This is a genomic window from Nocardia gamkensis NBRC 108242, assembly GCF_001612985.1.
In the GTDB taxonomy this organism is placed as follows: Bacteria; Actinomycetota; Actinomycetes; order Mycobacteriales; family Mycobacteriaceae; genus Nocardia; species Nocardia gamkensis.
On record NZ_BDBM01000018.1, the window covers coordinates 58,539 to 83,229 of the forward strand.

Annotated in this window: 10 protein-coding genes; 2 read left to right on the forward strand and 8 right to left on the reverse strand. The window is 69.4% G+C overall.

What is annotated here, in order from left to right; all coding sequences use genetic code 11:
* Window positions 1-110: 110 nt before the first annotated feature.
* Both NG1_RS16770 and NG1_RS16775 read left to right on the forward strand, forming a co-directional pair.
* Window positions 111-1,091, forward strand: a complete 981-nt coding sequence (locus NG1_RS16770; RefSeq protein ID WP_062971872.1) for an ABC transporter substrate-binding protein — start codon at window positions 111-113, stop codon at window positions 1,089-1,091.
* Between the two features lie 12 nt (window positions 1,092-1,103).
* Window positions 1,104-2,483, forward strand: a complete 1,380-nt coding sequence (locus tag NG1_RS16775) for a SagB family peptide dehydrogenase (protein ID WP_062971874.1) — start codon at window positions 1,104-1,106, stop codon at window positions 2,481-2,483.
* Here the strand turns inward: NG1_RS16775 and NG1_RS16780 are convergent.
* The 8 genes from NG1_RS16780 to NG1_RS16815 all read right to left on the reverse strand — a co-directional run bounded on the left by NG1_RS16780 (window position 2,458) and on the right by NG1_RS16815 (window position 24,659).
* On the reverse strand, window positions 2,458-3,546 hold the full coding sequence (locus NG1_RS16780) for a DUF6545 domain-containing protein (RefSeq protein WP_062971876.1): 1,089 nt from the start codon (window positions 3,544-3,546) through the stop codon (window positions 2,458-2,460). The two genes, NG1_RS16775 and NG1_RS16780, sit on opposite strands and share 26 nt — an antisense overlap.
* Before the next feature lie 111 nt (window positions 3,547-3,657).
* Complete coding sequence (locus tag NG1_RS16785; protein WP_062971878.1) at window positions 3,658-7,155, reverse strand: non-ribosomal peptide synthetase; 3,498 nt, start codon at window positions 7,153-7,155, stop codon at window positions 3,658-3,660.
* Window positions 7,156-7,195: 40 nt separating this feature from the next.
* Entirely contained in the window at window positions 7,196-11,536 is a 4,341-nt protein-coding gene (nbtC, locus tag NG1_RS16790; protein ID WP_062971880.1) for a nocobactin polyketide synthase NbtC, read from the reverse strand.
* Window positions 11,529-12,851, reverse strand: a complete 1,323-nt coding sequence (locus NG1_RS16795; RefSeq protein ID WP_084498979.1) for a beta-ketoacyl [acyl carrier protein] synthase domain-containing protein — start codon at window positions 12,849-12,851, stop codon at window positions 11,529-11,531. Before NG1_RS16795 ends, nbtC begins: the two co-directional genes overlap by 8 nt.
* 16 nt (window positions 12,852-12,867) lie before the next feature.
* Window positions 12,868-13,626: a thioesterase II family protein gene (locus tag NG1_RS16800; protein WP_062971884.1), complete on the reverse strand. Its 759-nt coding sequence runs from the start codon at window positions 13,624-13,626 to the stop codon at window positions 12,868-12,870.
* A gap of 119 nt (window positions 13,627-13,745) precedes the next feature.
* On the reverse strand, window positions 13,746-18,323 hold the full coding sequence (locus tag NG1_RS16805; RefSeq protein WP_062971886.1) for a non-ribosomal peptide synthetase: 4,578 nt from the start codon (window positions 18,321-18,323) through the stop codon (window positions 13,746-13,748).
* Between the two features lie 258 nt (window positions 18,324-18,581).
* A complete protein-coding gene (locus tag NG1_RS16810; protein WP_062971888.1) occupies window positions 18,582-23,651 on the reverse strand; it encodes a non-ribosomal peptide synthetase in 5,070 nt (1,689 codons plus the stop codon).
* Window positions 23,652-23,723: 72 nt separating this feature from the next.
* On the reverse strand, window positions 23,724-24,659 hold the full coding sequence (locus tag NG1_RS16815) for a methionyl-tRNA formyltransferase (RefSeq protein ID WP_062971889.1): 936 nt from the start codon (window positions 24,657-24,659) through the stop codon (window positions 23,724-23,726).
* Between the last annotated feature and the right edge of the window lie 32 nt (window positions 24,660-24,691).

A 24,691-nucleotide genomic window follows, 5' to 3' on the forward strand; every position in this document is an offset into this window, starting at 1 on the left:
AAGAGGCAGGGTTGGCGTTCGGCTGGATAGGTTAGCCTTGGCTGACTTATGCTGAGTCGGGCTCAACGGAGCCGGATCGAGGGCGTTCCTCGGCGAAGGAGGGTGCAACGATGAAGGCTGTTCGGACCCGGCGCGCACTGGCGCGCACGGCGGTGGCGGCACTGGCGGGCGCGCTCGCCCTCGGCTCGGCGGGCTGCGGATCGAGCACCGACGACGCCGGTTCCGGCGGAGAGTCGATCACGATCACCCACGCCAGGGGCTCGACCACCGTCGAAGGCACCCCGAAGAAGATCGTCGCCCTCGGAAACCAGTGGCTCGACACCACTCTCGCCCTCGACGCCGTCCCGATCGGCTACATCGACAATGTCGCCATCGCCTCGAGATCGGTCACGCCCTGGCAGCCGGACAAGCTCGGCTCGGCCAAGTCGATCAGCAGCACCGCCAACCTCTCCGAGCAGGTCGCCGCGCTCGAGCCGGACCTGATCCTGGTGGATCCGTTCATCGCGGATCAGAAGACCTACGACGAACTGTCCCATGTCGCGCCCACCGTGCCCGGTCTGAGCAAGGACACGGTCGGAACGTGGCAGGAACAGGTCACCACGCTGGGCAAGATCCTCGGTAAGCAGGATGCCGCCGCCAAGGTGATCGCGAGCGTCGACGACAAGATCGCCGGGATCGTCGCAGCCAACCCCGGATTGAAGGGCAAGACCTTCGCCAGCACCTGGCTGGGCAGCCCCTCGCAGCTGATGGTGCTCACCGACCCCAACGACGGCTCGGCCCGCGTCTTCGGGCAGCTCGGCATGAGCATCCCACGGAATCTGGTCGAGCAGCCCTCCAGCCAGGGCCGCCTCGCGCTCTCGACCGAACGCATCGACGAGATCACCGCCGACCTGCTGCTGGCGGGCTACTCGGGGAGCATGGACGAAAAGTACCGCCAGCTGCCGGGATACGCCGGTCTACCCGCCGTGAAGAAGGGCTCGGTGGTGTTCTTGACCACCCAGGAGATCACCGCGGTGAATCAGCCGACCGCGCTGTCGGTGCCCTACATCCTCGACAAGCTGAGCCCGGCGCTGGCCGTGGCGGCCAAGTAAGAGTCGCCTGCCGTGTCCATCCTCACCCTCTCCGATCAGACCCGGCTCACGTTGCGGGCCGGGGCCACCTGCCTGACCACGCCCGCCGGTGCGGTGCTGCTCAATCCTCCGCACAAGGAGAAACTCACCGGCCTGACGAATGGACAACTGCTCGCGCTCAAGACCCTCAACCGGGGGCAGGCGAGCGTCGCCGAACTCTCCCGGGCCGCGGGGAGCGACGATGTGACCGAGCTGATGGAACGGCTGGCCGCGGCGGGCTGGTTGTCCGTGACGGTCCGCGACGGCGGCCGCGACCTCTACAGCGTGCAGCCGTTCGGCCTGCCGCGCCCGCAGCTCGACAGCAGGCCCGCGTGGTCGGCGACGCTGTCGAAATTCGCGGTGCTGCATCGTGATCCGGACGGCTTCGTGCTCGAGCATCCGCTGTCGTGGTGCGATGTGCGCATCCACGACCCGCGGCTGCTCGCACTGCTCGACGGGCCGGGCGCGGCCGACAGCACCCTGCCGGTCGCGGTGAAGACGCGGTTCGCCGACGATCTGTACCGGTGCGGATTCTTCGTCGCCGACCCCGACGCCGAGGAGCGCGCGTTCACCACCCGCAGCTGGAGTGCGCCGGACCTGTGGTTCCACCGCCGCAGTACTCTCGGCGAACGCACCGTCACGTGGGAGCGTTTCGGACCGACCAAATGGGCGAAAGGCCGGTTCCCTCAGCCGCCCGCCCGCAAAGCGGCCTATCCGGGCGAGCCGGTCACGCTGCCCGCGCCCGACCTGGCCGCACTCCGCGAGGCCGACCCGACGCTGACCGCGGTGCTCGAGGACAGGGTCTCCACCCGTGCTTTCGACGACGCCGACCCGATCACCGCGGCCCAACTGGGTGAGCTGCTCTATCGCACGGCTCGCACCAGGAGCATCCGCTCGGAGGTCGAGGGCGAGGAACTGGTGTCGAAGCCCTACCCCAGCGGGGGCAGCGTCTATGAACTCGAGCTGTATCCGGTGGTGCGCAATGTCGTGGGGCTCGCACCCGGCATGTACCACTACGACTCGGTGGAGCACGTGCTGCGGCCGGTGGCCGCCGCCGACAGCCCGGCGGTGGCCAAACTGGTGAAGTCCACCTCGGCGACCTTGTCCGACGGCGCCGAACCGCAGGTGCTCCTCGTGATGGGCGCCCGGTCCGGACGGGTCATGTGGACCTATGAGCAGGTCTCCTACGCCGTCATACTCAAACACGTCGGCGTGCTGATGCAGACCATCTATCTGGCGGCGACTGCCATGGGTCTGGGCGCGTGCGCCCAAGGATTCGGCGACACCGCGGCATTCGTGGACGCCGCCGGTGTCGACGAACTCGAGGAGTGCAGCGTCGGCAGCATCATCATCGGTTCCCCCGCGCGGCGCTGAGCCGCGGTGACCCGTCGGCGGCGAGGTACGCGCGCTTCGCCTTCGGCCACCGGATCGCCAGATCCAGCAGGTAACGCAGTTCCAGGTCGTGACCGGCGGTGGCATCCGCGCCGGAGACGGTGACGAGTCCGGCCTCGGCGTCGCGCACGATGCGCAGTGTGCTGCCGCGGACGTCGTCGGGCGGATAACCGGGCGCATGCCTGCGCAGTTGCAGCAGTGCGTCGCGGATCTCGATCGCCATCCGGTAGCGGCGCAGCGCCGGGCCGCGGCGGTGGTCGTCGTCCACCAGCACGACCTGCGGGACGGCGGCGGTGAGATCGGTCCAAAGTGGTAGCAACGTGCGGCAATCGCGGCTGTCCCGATCCCAGCCGAGGCGGACCAGCAGCATGCGCACCAGAGGTATCGCCAGCAGCGCCGTGATGACGGCGAAGAAGGCGAATCCACTCAGCGACCATCCTTCGCCCTGATCGGTCGGCGAGACGCCCATGAGGCTTCGCCCCAGCACGAGCACCGCATAACAGATCCAGAAGGCGCCGACGCCGCTCAGGGCGAGGTAGGTGAGCCGCTGGGTGATCGAAGTCCCGGCGGAACGAATCTCGACCACCCCCGCGCGTATGAGCAGGAAACCCGCGGCGGCCAGCGGCAGGCAGGTCGCGGCGGCGCTGAGGGTGTACCACCGTGCGGAGGTCTCGGCCGGCAGCAGACTCAGGGCTGTCGCCACATCGATCAGCACGGTGATCCCGCCCGCCGCGACCGCGACCACGTCGTATCGGCGCTGCCGCCGAGGGGCGTCACGGGGATCCGCGCCGGCCAGCAGGCGTGCGACGCCGAATACACTGCCCGCGGTGAGGAATCCGACCATCGCCCCCAGGTGCGTGACGATTGCCGGGACGGCGAATCGAACCGTCACGACCGCGAGGAGCATGCCGATCCCGGCGCAGCCCAGCGCCCGGTTGATCAGGCGGTCGGTCGCGCTGTCACGGACGAAGATCCAGCGCAGGACCGCGACGAGAACGGCGAGACAGGTGACTGCCACCGTGGGGGCCAGCGGCACCGCCGTCATTTCCGCGAAACCCGCTGGGCGATCCCGATATCGTCGGTCACAGCCGGAGCGTTCATGATTCGAACGATAGGGGCCGGCCGGCTACGAGGCCACTCGACCATCGCTCTCCCCTCACGCCTGGGCCAGGATCTCCTCGTCGCTCATCGCCGCGACCTCCAGATAGAGGCGCGCGACCGCGGGCAGCCGATCCGGGATGCCGCGATCGGCTTCCCGCCGGGTGAGTCGCCCGGCCAAGCCCGCCACGGTTCGCGTCGCGAAGACGTCCGCGACCAGCGCGTGGTCGGTCTCCAGCCATTCGCGCACCCGCGCGATGACCGTGGTGGCCAGCACCGAATCGCCGCCGAGAGCGAAGAAGTCGTCGTGCACGCCGACGGCGTCCACCCCGAGCACCCCGGCCACGATGTCGGCGAGCGCGGCCTCGACGTCGTCGCGGGGGGCGCTGTTCTCGACAGTTCCCGCGCCCGGTTCGAGCAGCGCGACCACTGCCCGCCGGTCCAGTTTGCCGTTGCCGGTCAGCGGCATCCGCTCCAGGAATTCCACCCGGGCGGGAATCATGTAGGCGGGCAGCAGATCCGCGACGGCGGCGGTGATGTCGCCGATGTCGTCCTGATCACCGGCTACTGCCGCCACCAGTTTGGGCGCGCTTCCACCGACGACCGCCGCGACGGCATGGCGCACGCCGGGCACCGTGCGCAACGCGCTCTCCACCTCGCCGAGTTCCACCCGGTAGCCCCGGATCTGCACTTGATGGTCTGCGCGACCGAGGAATTCGATGATTCCGTCGGGCCGGTACCGAGCCATGTCACCGGTCTTGTACCACCGGATGCCCTCGTAATCCACGAATCGTTCGGCGGTGCGCTCGGGATCGTTCCGGTAACCCGCCGCGACATTCGCACCGCCGACCCAGAATTCCCCGGGCACCCAGTCGGGGCAGTCGCGCCCGGCCGGTGAGACCACGCGGCATCGGACATTGCGCAGCGGAACGCCGAACGGCACCGTCACCCACTCCGCGGGCGGCTCCCCCACTACCTCGCAGATGGTGTTGTGGATCGAGGTCTCGGTGGCGCCGCCGAGCCCCGAGAAGCGGCAGCCCGGCACCTGGGCGGCCAGCCTGCGCGCCAGATCCGCGCCGACCCAGTCGCCGCCGAGAGTGACCGCGCGCAACGAATCGCCCAGCTGATCGCCGCCGATCTCCAGGATCATGTCGAGCATGCTGGGCACGCAGTTCAGGATCGAAACACGATGACGGCGAAGCAATTCCACCCACGTGGTGGCTTCGGCGCGCTGTTCGGGATCGACCGCGACCACCGAGCCGCCGACGGAGAACATGCCGAAGATGTCGTAGACCGACGCGTCGAACTCCAAGGCCGACAGAGCCAGAACGCGATCACCGCTGCCGACCTCGAACCACTCGTTCACCGCATCGATGGTGTTCATCGCGCCCCGATGCGGCACGTCGACGCCCTTGGGCACGCCGGTGGAGCCGGAAGTGAAGATCACGTAGGCGATCGCTTCGGTGTCGGGGTAGACCGGCGCGGCCAGCGGGTGCGGATGCTCGCGTGCCGCATCGATGCGGACGCACGGGATCGGCACGCCCATGTCGCCGCCGGGAACGGTCACCGCCGCGACGATCGCACCGGTTCGCAGGATCTCGGCACGCCTGCCGGCAGGCTGGTCGAACCCGATGGGCACATAGGTCGCGCCCGCGGCCAGCACACCGAGCACCGCGAGGATCTGATCCGGCCCCTTGGGAAGCTGGACCGCCACCGCGTCACCGGGCCGCACCCCCTCATCGTGCAGCGCACCGGCGACGGCGAGAGCGCGCGCCGCGAGTTCGCCGTAGGTCCATTCGCCCGGCTGGGCGCCGAGACCCCACACCACCGCGGGCGCGGCGGGGTTCGCGGCGGCGTGGTCGAAGAATCCCTGGTGCAGGCAGCGACCGCTGACCGGCCCGTCGGTGGCGTTGACCGCCGCGCGCACCTCCGCCTGGGCCACGGGCAGTCGCACCGCGGCCTCCGCGTTCCAGCCCGCGTCGCCGTCGCCGAGGCGGCCGATCGCCTGCGTGTAGCACGCGAACATGGCGTCGATCATTCCCGCGGGGAAAGCCGATTCGCGGACGTCCCAATTGAGCAGCAGTCCGCCGCGCACCTCGGTGACCTGAGCGTCCAGCAGCACCTGCGGGCCCTGCGAGATGATCCACACCGGATCGCCGAAGGTTTCCCGCACCCGGTCGGCGAACAGCTCGCCCAGATTCAGCGCGCTGGTGTACACCACCGGCGCCAGCACCGGCTCGCCGCGATGCCTGCCCAGATCACGTAGCACCTCGAGCCCGGAATAGGCCGTGTGCGCGCCGCTGTCGTGCATGCTGCGTTGCAGGGCACGGGCCCGGTCGGCCACCGACATGTTCTCGGTGACATCCACCTCCAGCATGATCGACGAGGTGAAATCGCCGATCACCCGGTCGATTTCGGGGTGCACCGGTTCGCGATGGAACAGCGGGACGTTCAGCAGGAACCGGCTCTGCGCCGACCAGCCTCCGATGGTTTCGGCGAATACCGCCGCCAGCGCCATCGCAGGGGTGATTCCGCGCTGATGGGCCGCGGCGAGCAGTCGCTGCTTGGCCTCCGGCGCGAGCCAGTGGTCATAGCGCACCGTGCGGTGCGGTTCACCGCGCTCGCCGACCGGTACCGTCGGAAGCTCCGGTGCGCCCGGCAGCTCCGGCAACCGCTGCTGCCACCACTGCCGGTCGCGCTCGCGGGCGGCGGTGTCTTCCTGACGTTCGGTGCGGTAGCGCCGGTAGGTGTAACCGGGGGCGGGCACGGTGGCGCCGTGGTACAGCTCGGCGAGTTCGGAGATCAGCACCCGGTAGCTCATCGCGTCACCGGCCAGCATGTCGACGTCGAGATGCAGGCGGGTGCTGTTCTCGTCGCACAGCGTGAGTGTGATGTCGATGACCTGACCGTCCTCGATGGCCAAGCGCTGATGGGTCTTCCGGTCGCGCAGTTCGGCCAGCGCGGCCTCGGCCGCTTCCGGCGCGTGCGATCGCAGATCGACCACCGTGAAGACCGGCCTGCCGGGCTCGGGCATGGCCTGCTGGGTGCCGTCGGGCAGGAACCGGGTGCGCAGCATCGGGTGAGCCGCGACCAGGCGGGCCACCGCGCGCTCGAGTCGTGCGGGATCGATCCGGCCGCCGTCGAATTCGACGTAGAGGTGGGCCGCGACGCCGCCGAGTTCCTGCTCGTCGGAGCGGCCGATCCAGTAGGCGTGCTGCATGGTTGCCAGCGGGAACGGCGCGTCCTCGGTATCCGGCCCGGTGGGGGCCGGTTCGCCGACCGGCTCATCCTGTGGGCCGCTTTCCCGCGCGCCGAGCAGACCGTGCCAGGCGTCCACCGTGGGGCTGGCCGCGAGCCGGGCGAAGTTGATATCGACGCCCCGTTTGCGCCAGCCACCGGCGAGCTTCATCGTGCGAATCGAGTCCAGCCCCAATTGGATGAGATCGTCGTGATCGGCGATGTCGCCCGTGGCGACCCCGAGCTGGCCGGCCACGGCGGCCCTGATCTCTTCCCTGGTGATGCCGATCCCGCCGTCCGGCTGCTGTGCCGACTCCATTGCGCTGTCACTCCTTGCCTGATCCGACATGATCGGTGCACTACCCCCGGCCGCGTACGGCGAGGAAAACTCGCTGGTCGAGCTGGGCGACCGGGTGGTCGGCCTCGGGCAGGACCAGCTCCGGAGCGAGACCCGCCGCGACCAATTGGTCCCGCCATTCGGCCTCGGTCAGGAAGATCCGGTCGGTGCCCGCGCGCACGTCGGTCAGACCGGCGTGCGGCTGATCCTCCCGCGGGGACATCAGGAAGTGCACCGAGGTCAGCTGCTCGCAGTGGGCGTGGCAGGTCTCGATGATCACCACCGCGCCACCGGGATTCAGCAGATCGCGCAGCTGCCCGAGGGTCACCGCGATGTCGTGGGCGTTGTGCAGCACGTTCGCGGCGATCACGATGTCGTAGCGCGGTTGATCGCCCAGATCCGCGTTCATGTCGACGATCCCGTACCGCATCCACGGATAGTCCGCGAACCGCCGCTTGGCGGCCTCGAGGAAGAAGGCGGACACGTCGGTGAAGTGGTACTCCACCGGCAGCCCGGACAGTGCCGCCGTGACATCGTCGGTGGTGCCGCCGATGCCCGCGCCCAGCTCCAGCACACGCACCGGCGAGCGGTCACCGCGCAGGCCGTCGGCCAGGTCGGCGACGGCCCGGCCCGCCGCCAGGTTCAGGTAGCGGCTGCTGAGGTTGTCCCGGTAGGCGGCCTCGGCGGTGGTCATGTCCCCGTTGGGGAACAGCAGTTCCTGCACGCGCATGCTGTCCTGGGCCAGTTCGGTCAGGTGGTCGTCGGAGGCTTTCAGGAAGGTCGCGAGCGGATGCGGATATCCCAGATCCGCACAGACCTCCACCAGACTCGGCCTGGCCGGGGCCTGCACCGGCCGCGCGTACCGGTAGCCGCGATCCACGTCTCCCTCGAGAGAGCCGTGCGTGGCGAGCGCCTGCAACCATTGCCGCAGCAGCCACCGGTGCCGCGGGGCGAACCGCATCCGTGTCGCGATGTCGTCCACGGAGCGAACCTCGGAGCCGGACAATGCCGGTTCCAGTGCGGCCAGCATGGCGCGCAATCCGAACAGATCCATATCGTGGCGCGCCGAGCGGAAGCGTTCGGCGTCGAAGTCGATCGGCACGGCGTGCTGGGCGGCCTCTTTCGCCCTGTCGACCCGATCGGCGACCCTCGCCCCCGAGGGCAGACTCCGCACCGCGGGCGCCGACCGCGTCGGTCGCGCCACCTCGCCGACGTCCGCCTGCGCCGCGCCACCCGCCTGGGATCCGACGAGCTTCACCACGTCGTCGAGCGAGGCGCCGCCGATGAGATCGGCCACCGGGACGTCGGCGCGGAATTCGCTCGCGACACGCCTGCGCAGCTCCAGCGCCTGAAGCGAATCCAGGCCGATCGCCACCAGCGACTTGCCGCTGTCGATCGTGTCCACGTCGTCGGCGCCGATGATCTCGGCCAGCAACCGCACCATGCGGCCGGGCACGTCGGCTTCCGCCGCCGGCGGACCGGTCACCTCGGCGGAGGCCGGAACCGCACGCGTGGCGGTGACGGCGAGCTCCACGGGGGTCTTCAGCTCGGACAGGACGGGGCCGTAGCCGAAGGCGCCGAGCACCGCGCGCCCGCGATCCCAATCGAAGGCGGCGACGACGGCATTGCCGCGCAGGCCGCCGAGGCCGAGCGCGATGGCATCCGGCGACGTCATCGGGAGATAACCGACCTCGGCCAGTGTCGCCGGCTCGGCGTTGCCCTTGCCCTCGAAGACGTCCCACTGACCCCACTGCACCGACACGCAGCGCAGACCTTCGGCGGTCAGGCGCCGCGCGATCGCGTCGACCATCCGGTTCGCCGCCGCGTAGACGACCGTGCCGCGTCCGCCGAGCGTGGCGGCGAGGGAGGAGCACAGGACGATCTCACAATCGTCGGCCATGGTCAGCGCGTCGAGGACATGCGCGATGCCCGCGACCTTCCCGGACATGGCTTGCTCGACCTGAGCGTGGGTGATCTCGGTGAGTTCGAGTTCGCCGATCACCGAATTGTCGGCCGCCGCGTGCACGACGAGGTGCGCCGGTGCGTCGCGAAGCCGGTCGGCCAGCAGCGTGACGGATGCCCGGTCACCGATATCGCAAGGCACGACCGTGATCTGGGCCGACCCCAGCGCGCGGAGGTCGCTCAGTCGCCGCGTGACCGCCTCGGTCTCCCCCGACCTGCTCACCAGCGTCACCCGGCGAGCGCCCGCGCGCACCACGTGCTCGCAGAACTCGAGTCCGAGGCTGCCGGTGCCACCGGTGATCACGACGTTCTCCGGGTGCGACGGTCCGCGCAGCAGCGCGGAGCGGTCGGCTTCGATGAGCCGCTTGGCGTACAGATTGCCCTCGCGCAACGCGAGTTCGGGCTCCTCGGCCGTGTGCAGCGCGGTGACTATCGACGCTACCGCCTGCGCATTCGCCTGATCGGGGGCGAGATCCAGATGCCGGAACGCGACCCCCGGGTATTCCGGACTCGCCGAACGGAAGCCGGCGCTCGCGGCCGCGTGGACCGGATGTGGCGGCGCGTCGCCCGGGACGACCGCCTCACCGGCGACGGTGACCAGCCAGTACTCGGTCACTCCCGCATCGGGCTTGGACCACCAGCGCCGCGCGCCGAGGAACTCCGCGACCTGCGCGACCGCGGCGGAACCGTCCAACTCGGGCAGCGCGGGCAGCAGCACGACGAAGGTGTCGATGTCGCCGTCGCCGCTGCCCGCTTCGATGTCGAGCAGGCGCCCGCCGAGTCCTTGATTCGTCGCGTAGTCGACCAGGGCGGCGGCGAGTTCGGCGCACTGCCCGGTGTGATCGATGATGCCGAGCGCGCGCGGTGCGGTCATCGTCCGCCGCACCAGCCGGACCCAGTCTTCCACCAGCAATTGCGGTTTCGGGGCGGCCTGCGCCATTGCGGCCGGTTCCGGACGTGCCGGGGCAGCCTGCGGGTGCGCCGGGGTGTCGGTCGAGGACCTGGCGCGCCCGAGGGTGACGTCGTGGGGAAGCCACAGTGTCATCTCGTTCATCCGCACACTCGGGAAGTCCGCCAGTGGCAGCCGGGCGGGGGCATCGGAATCGGCGCGCAGGCTCTCCCACCGGTAGTTCAGGTCATTGACCGCCAGGACCGCCAGATTCCTGGTGAATTCGGTCAGGTCGGTCGCCGTCCGGATCGACGTGCCGCACACAGTGGTGGCGGCGCGATCGGCCGCGAATTCGGCGAGGCTCTCCTCGACGGCCAGCTGCAATGTCGGATGCTCGGCGAGTTCGACGAAAGTGTCGACCTCCCGGGCGAGGGCGGCGGTGATCGCCCGGTCGAAGCGAACCGGATTGCGCAGGTTCCAGAACCAGTACTCGTCGAACGGGAGATCCGGAGTGATCGCCGCACCGAGAGTCGCTCCGAGGCAGTCGATCTCGGATTCGAGGAAGCGGGCGTTGTCCAGCTTGCTGTGCACGGCGTCGCGGATCACGGCGCGGAACTCGTTGAGCAGACTGGTGTGCGCCGGATAGCGGACCCGGATGACGCGAGCGAACCGGCCGCGTGCGGCCAGCGCGTCCACGACGGACTGCACGGTCTCCCGCTCGCCCGAGATGCCGACCATGCGCGGTGCGTTGACCACCGACACCTGGCCCCAGCCGGACTGGCGCGCCAACAGGTCCTCGCACTCGTCGCGGTCGGCGGCGACGACGGCCATGGCGTATCGATCGGAGGCGATCTCGTCGACCGCACGCGCTCTGGTGCCCACGACGACGATCGCGTCCTCGAGGGTCATCGTGCCCGACAGGTAGGCGGCGGCGATCTCGCCCTGGCTGTGCCCGACGGTGGCAGCGGCATCGATGCCGAACGAACGCCACATCGCGCCGAGGCCCACCATCTGCATGAACAACGCGGGCTGGACGATCCTGGCGTTGTCGTCGGCCTCGGCATCGGTGTCGAGCAGATACGGCAGCGGGGATTCGTCGAACCGGTCACCGAAGATCGCGTCGCAGCGATCGACCTCGGCGCGGAACGCCTCCACCCGGTCGTAGAAGAGTCTGCCCATGCCGGGGCGCTGACTGCCCTGGCCGGGCAGCACGTAGGCGAGCCGACGCGCCACGGCGGGTTCGGCGGTGGCGACCACGGCCGGGTGGTCGTATCCGTCGCGCACCGCCGTCAGCGCCGTGACGAGATCATCGCGGCTGGTCACCATCAGCAGGGCGCGGTGCCGCCGGGCGACCCGCGTACGGAACAGCATGTCCGCCACCCGGTCCGGGGAGACCGCGGGACGATCGGAGACGTAGTCGAGGATGGCCGCCGCCTCCGCGCGCAGCGTGGCGGCGCTATCCGCCGACAGGAGTACCGGAATGGACCCGTCGGGCAGTCGATAGCTAGACATCGTCGTTCTCCTCACGAACGGGCATCGCGATGATCGCGTGCGCGTTGGATCCGCTCGCACCGAACGAGGACACCGCGCCGTAGCGGACGCCGTCCTTCGGTTCCCAAGGCTGTAGTCGCGTGGCCAGCCGCAGACTCGACCCGTCCCAATCCACGCGGGTGGTGGGTTTGTCGGAGAACAAGGTCGGTGGAATGTGCCCGTTTCGTCCCGCGAGGAGCAGCTTGATCAGGCCCAGCATTCCCGCGGCGGCCTGCGCGTGCCCGGCGTTGGATTTCACCGAGCCGAGCAAGGGGCCGGATCCCGCGGCGCCGTAGGTGTTCTGCAATGCGATCAGTTCGACCGGATCGCCCGCGCGGGTGGCGGTGCCGTGTCCTTCGATCATGCCCACGTCGGCCGGATCGATGCCCGCCTGCGCGATGGTCTTGCGGATCAGCCGCTCCTGCGCGTCGGTGCGCGGCACCAGGATCGGTTTGCCCTTGCCGTTGTGGTTGTGGTTGGAGGCGAGCAGCCGCCCGTAGATCCGGTGCCCGAGGCGCCGGGCGCGCGACTCGCGCTCGACGACGACGATGCCAGCGCCCTCGCCCCACAGCGTGCCGGAGGCGTCATCGGCGTAGGACCGGCAGTGACCGTCGGTCGACAGCGCGTTGAGCTTGGCGAACTCGTAGAAGACGCCGGGCCCGCCCATGACGCAGACCGCGCCGGCCAGCGCCCATTCGCAATCCCCGTCCCGCACGGCGGCGGCGGCGAGATGAACCGCGGTGAGGGAGGAGGCGCACGCGGCGTCGACGGCCAACGAGGGACCGATCAGCCCGAGGCAGTGCGACACCCGTCCGGCGGCGCTGAGCAATCCATAACCGATGGTCCGAACACCGGTGTATTCGTTCACTTCCGCCGCAATGGGTCCGTATTCCATCGGCGAGCAACCGATGAAGCATCCGGCGTCCTCGCCCGCGAGCGCACCGGGATTCATTCCCGCATTCTCGAGCGCTCGCCATGCCACGCGTAGCGCGACCCGCTGCTGCGGGTCCGTCGCGATCGCCTCGCGCTTGCCTATTCCGAAGAAGACGGGATCGAATTCCGCCGCGCCGTCGAGGAATCCTCCCGCGTCGCAGACATTGCCCCACCCGTCGAGCTGCGCTACCGACAGCAGATCCTCGATCGGCCAGCCGCGGTCGCGCGGAAAGGGGCCGACCAATTCCCTCGACTCTTCGAGCGCGGACCAGAACGATCCGGGACTGTCGATCCCACCCGGCGCCTCGACGGCCATTCCGGAAATGACGATGTGATCGACGTCCTGCGCCGTTGCTGTTGTCACCGCTGATCCTCGGCTCTCAGAACGCCGCTGCGGGATGCGCTTGCCGGGCAAGCAATTCCGCGATGGCCTCGACGTGATTGTTCAGATAGAAATGCCCGCCTTCGAACATCGTGACCTCGACGTCGTCGCCGTGGCGGTGCCAGCCGTGCAGGTCGGCCATCGAGACGATCGGATCCCGATCGCCGCCCATCGCGTGGATCCTGGTCGCGACCCGCACCGTCTCCGGGCAGCGGTAGGCCTCGGAAGCCTTGTGATCGGCCTTGATGGCGGGCAGCGACAGCCGCATGATCTCGCGGCTCGCGAGCACGTCGGAGCTGATGCCCTCCAGCATGATGAGGTGATCGAGCAGTTCGTCGTCGTCTTCCGGTGTGGGCTTGCGGTATTCGGCCCGGGACGGAGCAACCGCTGCCGAAATAGTCAGCTGCCGTACATCGATGCCCGCGGCGAGGGCGAGCCCGACGAATTCGAAGGAAACGAGCGCGCCCATGCTGTGACCGAATGCGACAATCGGCACATCGCGGTTGTAGGGGGACATCCGGAATTCCGCGAAAGCGCCTGCGGCGATATCCTGCAATGAGGTCAACGCCGGTTCCGCGGCCCGATCCTGACGTCCGGGGTATTGGAAGATGATGACGTCGTAGTGCGCACTGAACGCTTTGGAGAGTGTGCGATACGCGGACGCTCCCGCACCGGCGTGCGGAAAGATCAGCAGTGGCAGCCGCTCGGGCGAATCCGGCTTGTGAAACTTTCTGATCCATCCCGGTTTGTGCTGCATAGTGCTACCCACTTTCGAAACTCCCGCCGACAACCACAGCGGAAGCAAACCCGCGAACCGTTCGATACTTGGTGCAACGCAGCAGTTATCGGCTAAACTTAGGTAAGGCTACCATAACTTTATGGTGCACACTCGTCGAGCGCGGCCACAAGCGCGGTGACGCTGCGCTCCCAGAGCGCGGCCAGGCGGTCCATCTCGGACTGGGTGAACAACGCCGCACTCCAGCGCCAGGTGATCATCAGCCGCGGTCCGGCTTCGGTGGTGTGGACCGCGGCGATCAGGCCGAGGGAATAGCGCAGCGGCAGCTCGGGTTCCGGGGCGATCGGCAGGGTCGCGGTCACGGCCGGGTCGGTGATCATCGACCAAGTCCGATCGGCCTGCCCGCCGAGATCCACCCGGCCCAGATAGTTGAACTCCACCTGGGGTTCGGGGGCGCCGGACAACTCCGGTAGCGCGAGCACCGATTGCAGCAGTCCGAAATCGAGCCCCTGTTCCGGCACCGAGGCCATGTGCGCGGCAACGGAATCCAGCAGCGCGCGGGCCAGTGTGGGTTGCGCCTGCGCACGCTCCACGTCGATCGCGTTCGCCCCCACGCCCAGCCGGACCGGATAGGTGGCCGAGAACCAGCCGACGGTACCGGAAGTGTCGGCCCCGACCACCGCGTCGGCCCTGCCGTGGCTCTCCAGCCCGATGAGCGCTCCCGCGTCGTGGGTCTGCCCGCGCTCGCGCCGCCAGGACACCAGCGTCATCGTCAATGCCGCCAGCAGGAATTCCCGCACCCCGTCTGTCCTGGTCGGTGTGGCGAGGATGCGCGCGGTCGCCGAGGCGGGAACGCTCGCCGAAGTGAGTCGCAGCGACGCCCACGTATCGGTGGGAAGCGGTTTGCGCGAGCCGACGGCGGGATCCGGTCCGCTCACCTGCTCCACCCAGTAGTCGCGCTGGGCGAGCACGTCGGGCTGTTCGGCCCGCTCCCACATCAGCTGACACCAGTGCCGGTAGGAGGTGGGTTCGGCGATCGCCTTCGGCACCGCGCCGGAGACGACCTGTTCCCACGCCGCGGCCAGATCGGCCGTCAGGATTCCCCAGGACACCACGTCCACCGCGAGGTGGTGGATGGCGAGGAAGAGGATGTCGCCGCCGGGCGCGCCCCGCAACCACACCGCGCGCACCATGTCTCCGGCGGCCGGGTCGAGCTGGTCGAATGCGAGGCGGGCGGCCTGTGCCGGCACCGCGTCGAAACCATCCGCCGTACCGTCGAATTCGCGGATGGTCAGCACGTCCGAGGCGGAGACGCATCCTGGCTCACGGGTGACCAGGCGCGGGCCGTCCGCGGTCTCGTCCAGCCGGGAGCGCAGCGTGTCGTGTCCGTCCAGCACCGCCTGCAGCACCGCTTCGAGATCCGCACCGGATATGCCCTCGGGCAGGGCGAGGAGCACATGCTGGGCCAGGCGCCGGAACCGGGGCTGTCGGTGCATCCACGAAACGATCGGCAGCGGCAGGACCGGCCCGTAGTCGTCGCCGCTCGGCACCCGCTCGGACACCGCGCTCGCCCGGCTGTCGATCGCGGCGGCGAGATCGCGGATCGTCGGCGCGGCGAGCACCATGCGCACGTCGATCGCGATGCCGTGCCTGCGGGCCTTGTTCACCAGCGAGATCGCCACGATGCTGTCCATGCCGAGTGCGAAGAAGTCCTCCGCGACGCCGGGCGTGCGGCCGTCGAACACCTCGGTGAGCACCGCGGTCAGCGCCCGTTCGGTCTCGGTCTCCGGCTCGGCGGCAGCCGCGGCGTTCTCGCCGGCGAGCGAGTGCTCGGCGAGCACGGCGAGTTCGCGGACGTCGAGTTTGCCGTTGGCGTTCACCGGAAGCCGCGGCAGCGCCACCAGGCGAGCGGGAATCATGTAGGCGGGCAGACGATCGGCCAGCGCCGACCGCAGGGAAACCGGTTCGGCGGCGCGGCCGGGTTCGCACACCACGAATCCCACCAAGGTCACCGCATCCCCGCGGCGCACCACGGTCGCGGCGGCGGCGGCGATGCCCGGGAGGGTCCGCAGAGCCGTTTCGACCTCGCCGATCTCGACGCGGTACCCGCGGATCTTCACCTGGTCGTCGGCCCGCCCCAGGTAGGCGAGGTTGCCGCCGGCCAGCCTGCGCACCAGATCGCCGGTGCGATACATCCGCCTGCCACCGGCGAAGGGGTCGGCGACGAAACGCCCCGCCGTGCCGCCGGGGCGCCCGGCGTAGCCGCGGGCCAGCTGCGGTCCGGCGAGATACAGCTCACCGACCACACCGACCGGCACCGGCCGGAGCCCGGAATCCAGCACGTACGCCGACGTTCCCGCGGTGGGCCTGCCGATCGTCGGCACATCGAGATCGGCGGCCCCGGGGGCGGTGACGTCGGCGACCACCGCTTCGACGGTCGTCTCGGTCGGGCCGTAGCAGTTGTGCACGGCGACGTCGGGCAGGCCGCGCAGGCGATCCCACAGCTGGGTATCGATGGCCTCGCCGCCGAGGGCGAGCACGGCGGGCGGCCGGTCGAGCAGTCCGGCGGCCGCCAACTGCCGGAACATCGACGGCGTGGTGTCGATCATGTCGATTCCGTGCCGCCGCATCCCCTCCACCAGGCGCTGCGCATCGCGCATGGCCGCGTCGTCGAACAAGTGGATGCCGTGCCCGTCGAGCAATCCGACCATCGGCTGCCACGAGGCGTCGAAGCTCAGCGACCAGGCGTGCGCGATCCGCAACGGACGCCCCAGCCTGCGCACCGCGGGCCGGTACACCCGTTCCCGGTGGTCGGCGAAGTATGCGACCAGGGCGGCGTGGGAATTGACCACGCCCTTGGGTTCGCCGGTCGAGCCCGAGGTGAAGATGACGTAGGCGCTGCTGTCCGGATGCCGCGCGACCGCGGGCAATACGGCGGCAGCGCGCCCGGCGACAGCGGAATCGTCGAGGTCCAGCACGATCGCCGGGTCGAGACCGGCGCCATGTCCGCCGGAGACCAGTACCAGCTTCGGATCCGCCTGCCGCAGGATGGATTCGACACGGGCGGTGGGCAGCGCGACATCGACGGGCACATACGCGGCGCCCGCGGCGAGCGTGGCGAGCACGGCGATGATCGCGCGCTCGCCGCGCGGCAGATGAACGGCCACCACGTCTTCCGGCCCGACGCCACGCGCGATCAGTTCGCCGGCCAGGCCCTTCGCCCGTTCAGACAACTCCCGGTAGGTCGCGACGATGGTGTCCGTGGTGAGCGCGACCGCGTCGGGAGTGGCGCTCGCCTGACGCTCGAACAGCTCGAAGACCGTTGTCGCACGGTCGCGTTCCGGCACGTCGGGCGTGGTTTCGAACAGGCGTGCCTGCGCGCGCGCCGCATCCGGCAGCACGTCGAGATCATCGGTGCGCAGCCGCGCCGAGCCGGGCAGGCGCCGCAGCACGGCCAGCATGGCCGCGCCGATGTCCTCCGGCAGATACGGCACCGATTCGCGCACCGCCTCCACGACGACGGCCAGTTCGTCACCGTGCACATGCGAGACCACGGTGAGCGGGTAGTGCGTCAGGTTCTTGGCCATCATCGGCCGGAACGTGACCGCACCGACGGTGTTCGCGCCGACCACGTCGTCCATGGGGGCGTTCTGGAACACGAACATGGTGTCGAACAGCGAGCTGTATCCGGCCGCGCGCTGCACCGAGGACAGACTCAGATATCCGACGTCGCGCATCGCCGCGGATTCGCGTTGCAGGCGTGCGCATTCGGCCGCCACCGGCGCTGCCGGATCCGTTCGGAACACCACGGGAATCGTGTTCAGGAACAGGCCGACCATGCGTTCCACGCCGGAGATCTGCTCCGGACGACCGGTCACGATGGTGCCGTAGACGACGTCGCGGCGATCGGTCAGCCGCGACAGCAGGATCGTCCAGGCGAACTGCACGACGGAATTGAGCGTCAGTCCGTGCCGGCGCGCCCAGTCACGCAGTCGCGCGGTGTCGTCCGCGGGCAGGATGAATCGGGTGACCTCGGCGATCGCCGACGCCGTCCCCCGGGTGAGGCCCATGCCGGTTCCGCCGTCGGCGATCATCAGGGGGCCGCTGAGCTCGGCCAATTGCTCGGCCCACCAACGCTGCGCCGCCGACATGTCCTTGGCGCCGAGCCAGCCGATGTAGTCGCGGTACGGCCGCACCGGGGCAAGCGCGTCGGCCGCTCCCCCGGCCGAATACAGTGCCCGCAGCTCGCCGAACAGCACGCCCAGCGACCAGCCGTCCAGCAGGATGTGGTGGATCGTGAGAATCAACCGCCACCGCGCGGCGCCGTCCTCCGGCGGCAGCGTCACCAGCGTGGCGCGCAGCGACGGTCCTTTACCGAGATCGAACGGGCGGGCCAGTTCCTCGGCCTCGACCTCGTCCAGTTCTTCCACCCGCGCGGCACGTTCGGTCCACGGTAATTCGACCCGGCGCGGCACGATCTGAACCGGCTTGGGGACGTCCCGATCCCAGAACACCGCGCGCAGATTCGGGTGACGGCGCAGCAGCGTCTCGAGGCAGCGGCGCAGCAGTGCGGCGTCCAGCGGTCCTTCGATGTCGATGACGAACGGGATGGTGTACACATCCTGCCCGTCACCGGTCAGCCGGGACAGTGAGAACAGACCCTCCTGCAATGGGCTGAGCGCCAGCACATCCTCGATCTCCGCAATGGCCTCACTCATACCCGTTCTCCTGCCTCGCTGCCTTCGCCGCGTCGTCGACGACCCCGGAATCCGGGCGTGGCGTCAGCGCCCCCGCCAAAAGGCAAGGCTTGCCTAACTCGGAAGTGATGGTAACTCACACCGCCGCCCAGAAATAGAGATGTGGTTTGGCTAACCTAATGCCAGCCGAGCGCATATCTCCGGGGACGCGACCGCCCTCGCCCACACGGCGAATCGCGTGGGCGAGGGCGGTCGGAATCCGTGCCGCAGCGGGCGTGATCAGCGTTGTGCCGCCCACGAACTCTGCAGAGCGGCCAAGGCGTCCGCGTCGAGCCCGGAGGCGGACATCGGGGCGTGCTCCTGTTCGTCCACCGGGTCGTCGGGCAATGTCTCGGGCGGATTCGCGATGGCCTCGTCCACCGCCGCCGCCAAGTCCGCGATCGTGAAGAACTCGAAGATCATCTGCGGACTCAGCGGCAGACCGGCCTCCGCGGCGCGCGCCGCCCATTTGATGGCGATGACGCTGTCACCACCGAGGCCGAAGAACCCGTCCTCGCGGCCGACCTCGGTGATGTCGAGCAGTTCCTCCAGGATCGCCGCCAGCGTGCGCTCGGTCTCGGTCCGCGGCGCCACATAACCGGATTCGAGCGCGGCGGCCGCGGCGTGCCGGACCACCGAGCGGCTGGTGTCCCAGCCCTCCGGCAGGATGTCGAGCTCGCCGAGAGCGAGATCGGGCTGTTCGGCGAAGGCGCGCAGCACCCCCACCAGCACGTCGGCGAAGATCTCTCCGGTCTCCGCGAGGTACAGATCCGGGTTGACCACCACCCGCGCGACGAGGTCGCCGTTGGTCTCCACCGAGTAGTCGAGGTGGAAGTCCATGAAGGAGACGTCGTAGTACCCGGCGATGCCGGTGAGCATGGTCGATCCGTCGGCCGTGAACGGCACGGGCACGGGGCGGTGCCGGAAGTGCATCATCACCTGGAACAACGGATTACGCGACAGCGAGCGTGCCGGATTCAGCGATTCCACCAGACGCTCGAACGGCACGCCCTGGTGGCTGATCGCGTCGAGCGCCGCGTTGCGCACCCGCTCGAGCATGGTGCGCGGAGTCGGATCGCCCGACACGTTGTGGCGCATCACCACCACGTTGGCGAACAGGCCGACGAGTTCGTCGGTGGTCCGGCCGATCCGGTTGGCCACCGCGGCGCCGATCGCCACGTCCTCACCACCGCCGAGAATGTTCACCACCGCCGCGCTGACCGCCTGGCAGAGCATGAATTCGGTCGCCCCGACCTCGTCGGCTCTGGCGCGCAGCGCGTTCCAGGTCGTCGCGGGCAGCACGCGGGCGGCGCTGAGTCCGTTGCGGCCGAGCACGGGCGGACGCGGGTGGTCGTGGGCGACGGCGATCTCGTCGGGCAGGCCGTCGAGCGTCTTGCGCCAGTAGTCCAGCTGCGCCTGTCCGTAGGCACTGACCTCGCGGTCGGGGCCGCGGTCGAAGATCTCCCGCTGCCAGATCGCGAAGTCGGCGAACTGGATGGGCAATTCGGCCCAGCCCGGCGCGGCCCCGTCGAGCCGGGCGCGATAGGCGAGAGTCAGATCGTCGAGGAAGATCTGGCACGACCGCATGTCGGCGATGATGTGGTGCATCAGGATGGACAGCACATGGGTCCGCTCGTCCAGTCGCAGCACCCGCAACCGCACCATCGGCTCGGCTGCCAGATCGAAGACGTAGTCCCAGTCCGCCGCGAGCTCCCGCTGGAGCTCGGCGTCGACATCGCCTCCCCCGCTGATGTCCACCAGCGGAACCGGCACCGGAGCGGGCGCAGCCACCAGTTGGTATGGCGTGCCGTCGTGTTCGGGGAAGGTGGTCCGCAGCGATTCGTGCCGGGCGACCACGTCGTCGATGGCGGCGCGCAGCGCGTCCACGTCGAGCGGGCCGTCGAAGCGGACCGGGTAGCTGACGTTCTCGCCGTCGATCGCGCCTTCCAACCGGCGCTGGAGCCAATAGACGCGCTGGGAGTAGGACAGCGGAATACGTTCCGGACGTTGCCTGCGCACCAATTCGGGTTTCGCCGCGCGCGCTTCCACCACCGGCGCGGGCTCGGCGGCCTCGTCCTCGTCGAACGCGTCGACCTCGTCGAGGTCGATGTCGAACTCGTCGCGGAAGGCGGCGACCAGATGGGCGGCCAGCGCGGTGACGGTCGGCTTGTCGAACGGGACGCGCATATCGATCTCGATGCCGAACTCGGCGCGGATCATGGTGATCAGCCGCGCGGCCAGCAGTGAATGCCCGCCGAGTTCGAAGAACGAGTCGTCGGCGCCGACCCGCTCGCGGGTGAACAGCGTGGCGAACAGTCCGGCGACACGGACCTCGGTCGGCGTCCGCGGCTCCCGGTACGCGCGGGCCTCGGCGAACGCGGGGGCGGGCAGCGCTCGCTTGTCCAGCTTGCCGTGCGCGGTGAGCGGCACCTCGTCGATGACCGCGAAGGCCGAGGGGACCATGTACTCCGGCAGAGTGGCCGCGACGTGCGCGCGGACCTCGTCGAGATCGACCCGCGCCCCCGGAGCCGCCACGATGTAGGCGGCCAGGACCGGGCCGAGCATCTCGTGCTCCGCCACGATCACCACGCAGTGCGCGACCGACGGATGATCGGTGACGGTGGCCTCGACCTCGCCGAGTTCGATCCGGTGCCCGCGCACCTTGACCTGTTCGTCGGCGCGCCCGATGAATTCGATCTCCCCCGCGGCGTTGCGGCGCGCGAGGTCGCCGGTGCGATAGAGTCGCCCGCCCGCCAGGAAGGGATCGGCGACGAAACGTTCCGCGGTCAGGCCGGGCCGGTTCAGATATCCGCGGGCCAGCTGGCGTCCGCCGAGGTAGATCTCGCCGACCACCCCCGAAGGCACCAGTTGCATGGCGTCGTCGAGCAGGTAGAGGTGCACATTGCGGTTCGGCAGCCCGATCGGCACGATGCCGGTGCCCTGCGGACCTTCCACCTCCATGTGCGCCGAACACACCACCGCCTCGGTGGGGCCGTAGTGATTGCGCAGCTCGGCGTCGAACTGGGCGGCGAACCGGTCGGCCACCTCGCCGGGGAGCGCCTCGCCGCCGACCGGCACGCGCCGCAGCGTGCGCCAGTCGTTCACTTCGGGCAGCACCAGGAAGGTGGCCAGCATGGACGGCACCATGTGCAGCACCGTGACGCCGTGCCGGGTGACCAGATCCGCGACGTAAGGAATGTCGCGGTAGGCGTTCGCCTTCGGGATCACCACGCGCGCGCCCGCGGTCAGCGTGACGAAGATGTCCAGCAGCGAGGCGTCGAAACTCACCGAGGTCGATTGCAGCACACGGTCCTGCGGGGTGAGATCCCACTCCGCGTTGAAGCCCGACAAGTGCTCGGCGATCGCGTCATGCGGAACCGGAACGCCTTTCGGCTTGCCGGTGGAGCCGGAGGTGTAGATGACGTAGGCGGTGTTCGACGGGTGCAGGGGCGTCGCGCGGTCGGCGTCGACCGGATCGCGGTCCGGCAGCGTCGCCGCCTCTTGCTCGGCCGCGGCCACCGTCACCGCATCCAGCGTCAGCTCGGGACGAGCATCGTCGAGCAGATATTCGGTGCGCTCGGCCGGGTAGGCGGGATCGATGGGCAGATACGCCGCCCCCGCCTTCTGCACGGCCAGGATCGCGACCACGAATTCGACCGAGGTGGCCATGCGCAGCGCGACCAGGTCTTCGGGGCCGACACCCCGCTGGATCAGCCAGTGCGCCAGCCGGTTCGCGCGCGCGTTCAGCGCGCGATAGGACAGCTCGACTTCGTCGGAGGCGATCGCGATGTTCTCCGGCGTCGCGCCCACCTGCCGCTCGAACATGGCGATCATCGTGGTCGGCTGCTCGTCGACCAGCGTGCCGTGCGAGATCGCGAGCAGGTGCTCGCGCTCCGTCGCACCCAGCAGGTCCAGATCGCGGAGCCGTCGCGCGGGATCGCGCAGGGCGCTGTCGAGTATCTGCACGTAGTGGTCGAGCAATTGGGCGACCAGCGATCTCTCGAGCTCGTCGATCAGATAGGTGGCCTCCACGCGGGCGCCCGCACCGTCCTGGACGACCATCAGCCCCAGCGGCTCCTGCGCGACGACGCTGCCGAGGTCCAGTTCGCTCGCTTCGATTCCGGGCAGATCGAATCCGTTGGCCGCGCCGCGCACGCCGAAGCTGAGCTGGACCAGCTGCGCCATGGCGTCGCTGCCCGCCACCCGCTCGGGCCCGACCGCCTGGACCACGCGATCGACGCCGACGTCCTGGTGGGTGAAGGCGCCGACCACCGTCTCTCTCGTCCGGTCGAGCAGCGCGGCGAAGGTATCCGCCCCGCGGGGCGTCGCGCGGAGCAGCAGCGTGTACCCGAAGTATCCGATCAACGCCTCCGCCCTGGCGTCGCGACGGTTGGTCACCGGCATGGAGACCAGGAAATCCGTGGCCGCGGTGTAGCGATGCACCAGCGCCTGGAAACCCGCGAGCAGCACCATGTATGGGGTAGCCGAGTGCGTGCGCCCGGTCGAGGCCACCAGATCCATCAGCTCCGGCGGCAGTGCGCGCACCACGCGGTCGGCGTTCTTGGACCCCGCCCCGCCCGCCCGCCGGCTCGGCAGTTCGAGCCGTTCGGGCAGGGGGGTCAGCGCGCTGCGCCAGAATTCCAGGCCCGCGCTCTGGTCGTCCTCGGATCGCCCGAGCACTTCGACGTCGACATACTGCGCCCTGACCTCGGGCAAAGCGTCGGCATCACGGTAGGCCGCGTTCAATTCGGTGAAGAACACCGGCCACGAGTCGTCGTCCCAGCCGATGTGGTGGACTACGAGGACGAGCACGTAGGAGTGCGCGCCGACCCGGATCAGCGTCGGGCGCAACGGCAGTTCGGTGGACAGGTCGAAGGGGCGGGCGAATTCGCGGCGGGCGAGGACCTCGACGCGCCTGGACAGAACGTTGTCGGGCAGATCGGTGAGATCGTGCCGCTGCCAGGTGAGCACGGCATCGTCGCGGGAGACCTGGTACGGCTCGCCGTCGTCGCCGGCGTGATAGGTGGTGCGCAGCACCTCGTGTCTGGCCACAACGGTCGCGAACGCGGCCTGCAACCGCTCCGGGTCGGCGAGTCCGTCCAGCCGGTAGGCCACGCAGACGTTCAGCGTGGTGTCGCTCGGATCGAGCCGCTGGAGGAACCACATCCGCTGCTGGGCCGCCGACAGCGGGCTCGGCTCGCCGGCGCGCCGGGCCGGTACGGCCTGCTCCGGTGGCGACGCCTGCACACCCTGCTCGCGCAAACGTCGCTGTAGTAGCTGCTTTCGGCGCTCGAGAATGTCGTCTGCCATGTCCGTCCTTCGAATCGTGCTGTCGGGCCTGCTGTCCGGACATGCCGGACGGGCGGTGGTCGATGGATCAGGTCACTGATCGGTGAGATAACCACCGCGCGCGAAGAATTCGGCTCCGTCGTGCTCGACGCCGTCCGAGGCGCGCACCCGGGTGATCACCAGCGCGCGGTTACCGCCGCGGTGGGCGTCGGTCCCCGTCACCACCGCGCCGCCGCCCTCCTGCACGATGACGCGACCCGGTGTGCCGCCGTAGCGCGCTTCGGAGACTCGCGCGGCCAGGACCTCGACGCGCTCGCCGCGGTAATGGGTGAACGGGCGGGGGTAGGGCGCGGAGAGCGCGCGCACGAAACGCTCCAGATCCTCCGCCGCCCAGTTCCAGTCGATCCGGCTGTCGCGCTCGGAGCGCTTGTGGAAGTAGGTGCGCTCGGCCTTGTTCTGCGGCCGCCACACCGCGGTGCCGGAATCCAGCGCGGCCAGCGCCTCGCCGAGCGCGTCGGGAATAAGCTCCATCCCGCGCATCACCAGTTCGGTGCCCGTGTCGGTGGGGCCGATGGGGATCGAGCGCTGCACGAGGATGTCACCGGTGTCCAGGCCATCGTCCATGCGGTGCACGGTCAGGCCGGTCTCGGAAGCGCCGCTGATCAGCGCCCACAGCACCGGAGAGAAACCGGTGAACTTCGGTAGCAGCGAATCGTGCAGGTTCAGGGTGCCGTGCGGCGGCAGGTTGTACAGCTCCGCGGGCATCCAGGTGTACCAGCTGTTCACCACGATGACATCCGGTTCGGCCCGCTTGACGAGATCGATGGTCTGCGCGTCGGCGCGCTCGGTGAGGTGCACCGGAATCCCGTGTTCGCGCGCCAGTTCCTCGACCGAATCCGAGAAGATCGCCTTGTAGGACTGCTCGCTCGCCGGATGCGTGACCGCGAGCACCACCTCGTGTTCCGAGTCGATCAGGGCTTGCAAAGTCTTGCGCCCCCACGTCTGGAAACCGAACGACACGATACGCATGAACCGAAAAACCTTCCCTCAGAATACCAAGG

What these genes read in the sequence shown, in the direction of transcription:
- NG1_RS16770 (WP_062971872.1), top strand. Translation starts at nt 111, where the DNA reads ATGAAGGCTGTTCGGACCCGGCGCGCACTGGCGCGCACGGCGGTGGCG.
- NG1_RS16780 (WP_062971876.1), bottom strand. Translation starts at nt 3,546, where the DNA reads ATGACGGCGGTGCCGCTGGCCCCCACGGTGGCAGTCACCTGTCTCGCC.
- NG1_RS16785 (WP_062971878.1), bottom strand. Translation starts at nt 7,155, where the DNA reads ATGGAGTCGGCACAGCAGCCGGACGGCGGGATCGGCATCACCAGGGAA.
- nbtC (WP_062971880.1), bottom strand. Translation starts at nt 11,536, where the DNA reads ATGTCTAGCTATCGACTGCCCGACGGGTCCATTCCGGTACTCCTGTCG.
- NG1_RS16800 (WP_062971884.1), bottom strand. Translation starts at nt 13,626, where the DNA reads ATGCAGCACAAACCGGGATGGATCAGAAAGTTTCACAAGCCGGATTCG.
- NG1_RS16805 (WP_062971886.1), bottom strand. Translation starts at nt 18,323, where the DNA reads ATGAGTGAGGCCATTGCGGAGATCGAGGATGTGCTGGCGCTCAGCCCA.
- NG1_RS16810 (WP_062971888.1), bottom strand. Translation starts at nt 23,651, where the DNA reads ATGGCAGACGACATTCTCGAGCGCCGAAAGCAGCTACTACAGCGACGT.
- NG1_RS16815 (WP_062971889.1), bottom strand. Translation starts at nt 24,659, where the DNA reads ATGCGTATCGTGTCGTTCGGTTTCCAGACGTGGGGGCGCAAGACTTTG.